General features: G+C 38.3%; 9 protein-coding genes and 1 pseudogene. 7 read left to right on the forward strand and 3 right to left on the reverse strand.

Annotation, left to right across the window (positions count from 1 at the left end):
• Positions 1-385 precede the first annotated feature (385 nt).
• The 6 genes from OKX56_RS09900 to OKX56_RS09925 all read left to right on the forward strand — a co-directional run bounded on the left by OKX56_RS09900 (position 386) and on the right by OKX56_RS09925 (position 3,497).
• On the forward strand, positions 386-1,180 hold the full coding sequence (locus OKX56_RS09900) for a class I SAM-dependent methyltransferase (RefSeq protein ID WP_287896352.1): 795 nt from the start codon (positions 386-388) through the stop codon (positions 1,178-1,180).
• A gap of 151 nt (positions 1,181-1,331) precedes the next feature.
• Positions 1,332-1,919 carry a sugar O-acetyltransferase gene (locus OKX56_RS09905; RefSeq protein WP_287896335.1) on the forward strand — a complete coding sequence of 196 codons (588 nt, stop codon included), beginning with the start codon at positions 1,332-1,334 and terminating at the stop codon, positions 1,917-1,919.
• Positions 1,920-2,080: 161 nt separating this feature from the next.
• Entirely contained in the window at positions 2,081-2,575 is a 495-nt protein-coding gene (locus OKX56_RS09910) for a hypothetical protein (protein ID WP_287896355.1), read from the forward strand.
• 39 nt (positions 2,576-2,614) lie between these two features.
• Complete coding sequence (locus OKX56_RS09915) at positions 2,615-2,788, forward strand: DUF4160 domain-containing protein (protein WP_502851152.1); 174 nt, start codon at positions 2,615-2,617, stop codon at positions 2,786-2,788.
• 12 nt (positions 2,789-2,800) lie between these two features.
• On the forward strand, positions 2,801-3,022 hold the full coding sequence (locus tag OKX56_RS09920; RefSeq protein WP_287896338.1) for a DUF2442 domain-containing protein: 222 nt from the start codon (positions 2,801-2,803) through the stop codon (positions 3,020-3,022).
• Positions 3,023-3,026: 4 nt separating this feature from the next.
• Positions 3,027-3,497 (forward strand): VOC family protein, encoded by a 471-nt coding sequence (locus OKX56_RS09925; RefSeq protein WP_287896340.1) that lies wholly within the window; start codon positions 3,027-3,029, stop codon positions 3,495-3,497.
• 7 nt (positions 3,498-3,504) lie between these two features.
• Here the strand turns inward: OKX56_RS09925 and OKX56_RS09930 are convergent, their stop codons facing one another.
• Positions 3,505-3,789 (reverse strand): type II toxin-antitoxin system RelE/ParE family toxin, encoded by a 285-nt coding sequence (locus tag OKX56_RS09930; RefSeq protein WP_353737769.1) that lies wholly within the window; start codon positions 3,787-3,789, stop codon positions 3,505-3,507.
• A 137-nt stretch (positions 3,790-3,926) separates the two neighbouring features.
• Here OKX56_RS09930 and OKX56_RS09935 point away from each other — a divergent pair.
• Positions 3,927-4,463, forward strand: a pseudogene (locus OKX56_RS09935) (DUF3102 domain-containing protein); the annotation flags it as partial.
• Between the two features lie 198 nt (positions 4,464-4,661).
• On the opposite strand, the gene OKX56_RS09940 reads toward OKX56_RS09935, so the two are convergent.
• On the reverse strand, positions 4,662-5,135 hold the full coding sequence (locus OKX56_RS09940; RefSeq protein WP_287896346.1) for a hypothetical protein: 474 nt from the start codon (positions 5,133-5,135) through the stop codon (positions 4,662-4,664).
• A 200-nt stretch (positions 5,136-5,335) separates the two neighbouring features.
• On the reverse strand, positions 5,336-5,545 hold the full coding sequence (locus tag OKX56_RS09945) for a hypothetical protein (protein WP_287896349.1): 210 nt from the start codon (positions 5,543-5,545) through the stop codon (positions 5,336-5,338).
• Between the last annotated feature and the right edge of the window lie 197 nt (positions 5,546-5,742).

Genomic DNA, 5,742 nt, shown 5'->3' on the forward strand with positions numbered 1-5,742 from the left:
TTGATTGAAGTACTGGGGTAAAAGACCTTTGTATTTTTATATTTGTAGTACAACAAGAGCAATTATTGGTAAATCAATTTTATAACTGTAAATTAAGGATGAGTTTTTACACGGTCTGTCCATGGCGGCTTCTGAATCTGAGGGCGACCAACTTCACTTAACAAGGTTTTACCATAACTTTGCCAATATGAACGTAATATGACGCTACGGTAAAACCCAACCGTTCTACGACATATCGTGCAAAGGCCGCGCCGTCCTGGCGCGGATTGTGAAAGTAGGTTTGGAGGATTTTTTGACTTGAAGTTCTAGTAATTTATAAAACAGGGAACTGCTATTTCTATAATATTGTTTTATCATATCCACTTGGGTTTCTAATTGAGAGTCTCTGGTCGAATGTGCTAATTACGATAAAGGAGAGAATAAATTAATGATAGCTCAACGCAACGATTTTACTTATCAACTTCTTATGGATGCTGGTATAAAAAAGGGGCTACGGGTATTGGATGTAGGATGTGGTTCTGGAGAGGTAACTTTTCTAGCGGCAGAAATTGTGGGTAGTACAGGAGAGGTAATCGGGTTTGATTCGAATGAAACTGCGATAGCTGCAGCACGGGATTCTGCCGTAAAAAACCAATTCGCTAATACAAAATTCATAATAGCTGAAATTGACAAGTTGCCGCAAGATCTTGGCCGGTTTGATGCTATTGTTGGACGCAGGGTCTTAATGTATCAACCAGACGCAGTTTTTAGCATTAAGAGCCTCTTGCCCTACCTAAAGACTAAAGGATTAGTTGTTTTTCAGGAGAGCGATTCAATGGGGTCGTTCAAGGATGTAGATTTAATGCCATTGCACACACAGGTACAAACTTGGATCTGGAATACTGTGGCAAAAGAAGGCGGCAATATTCATATGGGCATGAACTTATATTCAGTGTTTAAACAGGCAGGGTTGACTATCTCCCAGATAAGGGCGGAGGCAGTCTTACAAACACTGGAAACTGGTAGCGACCTTGCATGGGTTGTTCAAATGATGCTACCCCGTATTATCAAATTGGGTGTAGTTAATCAAAAAGAAATTGAAATTGATACATTGGAGGAACGTTTGAATAGTGAACGGCAGAATGCTAATACAGTATTTGTAAGAGATATGGCATTTGGCATCTGGGCGACTATTCATTAATAATAAGCTCTATACAAACCCTCACAATTGAGCGTTCTACGAAACCGAACGCAATGGCGCGCCGTCCTGGCGCGGTAAATGGAATAATATCATAGCTATTTTCCAATAGTAAGATTGATAATATTTGATCAAATAGTGGAAGGGAATAGCTATGGATGAGAAAGTAAAAATGATAAATGGAGAGCTATATAAGGCTAATGATGAAGAGCTTTTCAGAGAACGACAAACTGCAAAGAGAGCTCTATACCAATTTAACTCCTTACACCCAGATGAAATCGAAAAGCGAGATGATATTATCAGGAGTTTGTTTGGTAAGGTAAGGGATAATTTTTTTATTGAGCCACCGTTCCACTGTGACTATGGCTATAACATTTACATAGGAGAGAATTTCTACTCGAACTATAATTGTACTATCTTAGATTGTGCCAAGGTTTTAATTGGCGATAATGTTTTGTTCGGACCAAATGTTAATCTTTTTACAGCAGGGCATCCTATAAATTTTGAGGTACGTAACGAAGGTTTTGAATATGCTTTACCGATAGTTATAGGCAATAATGTTTGGATCGGTGGAGGAGCAATCATTAATCCGGGAGTTACTATTGGTGATAATGTAGTAATAGGTTCTGGAAGCGTAGTAACAAAGAATATTCTATCTAACTCTATTGCGGTTGGTAATCCATGTAAGGTAATACGAATAATTTTAGACACAGATAGATTACATAAAGACAATTGTTATTGAGGGGCCGCCGTCCTGGCGTCCTCAGAATTTGGGGGCGTTCGGCTTCGTATAACAGAGCACTCCCGCAACTTAGACTAGATGAATGTTATAAGACGCTGCGGGAGTGCTCAGGACGTTAGTGCGCCATTTGAGTCATAATAAGGAGGAAAAGAAGATTGAATATGCGTAAGATTGCGAGTCTAGCCTGTAAAATTCTTGGCATATTTTTCATCATTCAAGGGACAAATGTATTGTCAAGTATACTTATATATTCTGTGTCAACGCCTAATGCTGTAGTTCATGAGAGTTTATTAAATGCTATATTTTCATTAGTTTATATTCTTTTTGGTTTCTTGTTATGGATTTTCTCTGGAAAATTGTCTTTGATATTGACAAAAGAAGAGCATTATTCAAATGAAGGCTCAGGCTTAAGGTCTGTTGATTTACAGAGAGTACTTTTTTCGGTTCTGGGTCTATATTTTATTGGGCATTCAGTGCCAAGGTTAGTTTCAGCATTAATGAGCATGTATCCCATGAATGGAATTTCTACAACAAGAGTATTATTTAGTTCGATAGGAATAATTACAGAACTTATCATAGGATTAGGAATATTTTTTGGTTCACAGGGGTTAGTCCGACTTTTAGATTTAATTAGAACAGCTGGATTAAAAAGATAGTAAGTGAATTCTACGGTATTAAGATTATGATGTTTTGGAATGAGCAAAATATTAGTTGATATACAAAATGCAACTGTATTGAAGGGAATATTCCCTTCAAAACAATTAAAACTTGTTCTTGCTTGGTGCGAGATTCATAGAGATGAATTAATGGTCAATTGGGAGAATGGCAGAGAAAACAATCAGTTTATTAGGATAGACCCGCTGAAATAAGGAGGTGCTATAATGTTTCATAAAGTAATACAAGTAGTACCAACAAATGATTACAAAGTATATATTTATTTTGTTGATGGAAAGATCAAGCTTTTTGATGCTTCCGAAATTATCAAAAAGGGAGTTTTTCAACAACTCCAGAACATCGAGTTATTTATAAATTCTTGTACTGTTCTTAATGACACTTTGGCGCGACATCGTGTCGCGCGTTTTGCAAGAAAGGATTTGGGGTAAGGGAATGAAATACGTTTGTTCGCTAATAGTCGTGAAAAATATGCAAAGATCAAGAACTTTTTATGAGAAGTTAGGTCAAAAAGTCAAATATGATTTTGGCGAAAACATAGAATTTGATGGAGGTTTCTCTATTCATTTAGAAGAACATTTTTCGAAGTTACTAGGGATAGGACAATACAACATCCTAAAGAAATCGAATAACTTTGAATTGTATTTTGAAACAGAAAAAATTGGCAGGGTATATGATGAAATGAAAGAAGTTGGAGTAGAATTTATTCATGAGGTTAGAGAGCAGCCATGGGGGCAAAGGGTAATGCGGTTTTATGACCCGGATTATCATATTATCGAAGTCGGGGAATCAATGGAATCTGTAGCAATTCGATACTTCCAATCTGGAATGACGGTTGAGGATATTTGTAGGAGAACATCATTGCCTAGTGAGTTTGTTCAGAAAGCAATAGATTTGAGGGAATAGTGAATGTTCAAGGGCCCCCCATCCGTGGTCGGCGAAGGATTCTCCGGATTCCAATTATTTCATCAAGTACAACATAGAAAACAAGGTAATTTCCTATTACTAAAATGCAGTAGTTTAGATGCATAAGGCGCATGTCTTTGGGAACGGACCCAATATATGGAAAAGCTTCAAGCTTAGAAATTGTTTGATCGGCTTCGTCTAGGAAATCATGATAAGACGTATTTCCCTTATATTGTGTAATAAACCTCATCCTAAAGCATCCCAATTTTGAAAGGTGATTTGATAGGTTCATAGACAAGCATTCACCATCTGAAGCCCGTCTGCGTATGCTGTAATTAAAGCTACCAAAAAGGCGGGAATAAAAATGAATGAACAAATCACTGAACGTACGCCGGTTGTTATTGCGGCTGAGATTAATAGAATAATCAAAATGACGGGGGGAACTCAAATTCGTCAGCGCTGACGAGTTTAACCTACTATCAGGCGCTCCTCCTTCTGGGGATTCCGGAAGATGAGCGGGAAAAATTTATCTTGCAGCATAATGTTAAAGATATGACTTCCCGGGAGCTTGATCAGACTCTCAAAGAACGGAACCAAACCGCTCCGGAGAAAGTGCAGGCTCAAGTCACGCCCATACCAAATAATCCTCAGGATATCAAAATAGAATATATAACCGTCAAAAAAACCGGCAAACCAAAAAGTGGGCCAAAAACTGCAGTCCCCTCAACCTTTACCACGGAGTATGAAGAAAAATGCGCCGCTTGCTGCAAAACGATCGCCGATACGTTCTACGAACTGCTGACAGCGCTCGGACAACTGGCCAGACTTGATCCGGCGGTGAAGGAAAAATGCAATAAAGACGCGAGCCGGCTTGCAGAAAATATGGTCGAAAGGCTCAAAGAGTGGCCGCCTGTTGTCAAGACGAATATGAAGGTTGAGACGTACGCTATCCATGAAAGGTGGTAGAATCGCCAACTCCTTACCAAAAGGAGAAGGCACCAGACCGCTGGGAATCCCGGCAGTCAAAGACACAGCATTCTTGCGGCTGATCAACAAATGGCTGTAACCTTGGGAGAATACATAATTTCCTGAGGTTTTCTTTTGGGACAAAGCCATCGCCTAACACTGTGTTTAGCGACACTTTGCCAATATGAGCTAAGAAGTTTATCTTTGAGAATTTGGTTTATTATTAAATTCATAGTATTTAGCTATGATTAACGAACTTAATACACCAAGAACAATGAAGTTAATAAGTGCCATTAATGTCGAACTAATCTCACTCCGCATCCAAGGTGCTATGTTTACCAGTGTTTGCATTATTCCAGTATTACCAATATAAAAAAGTGAGGATACGCCTAAACCTTTAATTAAATAATAGTCTTTGCCAGTTAATCTGATAACAATAGTAACAATAACGCCTAATCCAGACCCAAGAAGAAACTGAACGATGTAACCTATTAGAATTCCAGCTGGGGTATAGAGAACGTCAGTGTTTAGCAAAATGTTTCCAGCTACTACCCAAGGTGGCGTAAATTGAATACCAGATAAAAGAAGTATCCAGTCCATTAAAGTCATGACAATTGCTGCAAATATTCCACTGATTGTTCCGATAGTGATAGTATCATTATATTTTTTCAAAGTAGTACCTCTTTTCTAACAGAATGATACAAATATAGTCTGTTCAGAAAAAGAGAATTTTATCAATTAACTAATTAAGTTAAGCCCTATAGACTTTACGTATGAATAAAATATTTTTAGTATAAGAAGAGTCGCCCTCCATTAGCGACTTCTCAATCTGGGGGCGAACAATCTGGGTCATTTTTAAAACTTTTAATATCTTACATCGGAATAATGGAATTGGTGATAGAAGGCAACTGACCTTCCTCTTGGACTTCAAGGTTAATTTGACGGGTAACCTCAGTGATATCCGGATAGAGGGTAAAGCGTGTCACACCATAATGCTCAAGTTGAGAAGTGATCAATGGAATTTTGTTGGCAGCGACACAGATCTCAAGGAGATAGTCCGAAGCGTCTGAGAAGAGATTCAATGGGATAATCTCTTTATCATGGGGGAATACAGTAAAAACCCCTTTTTGAGCGACAATGTGTGGATTGTTCGTAAGCGTAAACCATGTAGGCGGATTGTCATAGAATCAGCAGAATGAGAGAATATCCCAAAGAGTCTAAGTGTCACCAAAAGAGTCTAAGGTAGACATTTAGATAGAATGGGAGTGACTCAAATGGA

The organism is Dehalobacter sp. (genome assembly GCF_030063005.1).
Classification (GTDB): Bacteria; Bacillota; Desulfitobacteriia; order Desulfitobacteriales; family Syntrophobotulaceae; genus Dehalobacter; species Dehalobacter restrictus.